This window comes from Enterococcus sp. AZ163, from assembly GCF_050498925.1.
Taxonomy (GTDB): Bacteria; Bacillota; Bacilli; order Lactobacillales; family Enterococcaceae; genus Enterococcus_A; species Enterococcus_A ferrettii.
In genome coordinates this window covers 1-201 of the sequence record NZ_JBIPAO010000027.1, presented here as the reverse complement: position 1 = coordinate 201, position 201 = coordinate 1, and the positions used below count along the sequence as shown (strand labels likewise).

1 protein-coding gene is annotated in these 201 nt (G+C 42.3%); it reads left to right on the top strand.

Features of this window, described 5'->3' with window-relative positions; genetic code table 11:
• A partial coding sequence (locus IGI46_RS25935; RefSeq protein ID WP_429974633.1) for a hypothetical protein occupies window positions 1–201 on the top strand: 201 nt, incomplete at both ends.

The window sequence follows — 201 nt, the reverse complement described above, 5'->3', positions numbered from 1 at the left end:
ACGAGCGATTCAGCAAGTGAATCAGGCAGCTATAGTGGAAGTACGTCAGTAAGTACAAGCGACAGTACAAGGACTAGCACATCACTAAGTGATTCAAGTTCAACTAGCACAAGTATCAGTAATAGTGATAGTGACAGTTTGAGTACCTCGATTAGTGATTCAAGATCAGAAAGTACCAGCATCAGTGATAGCGACAGTGCA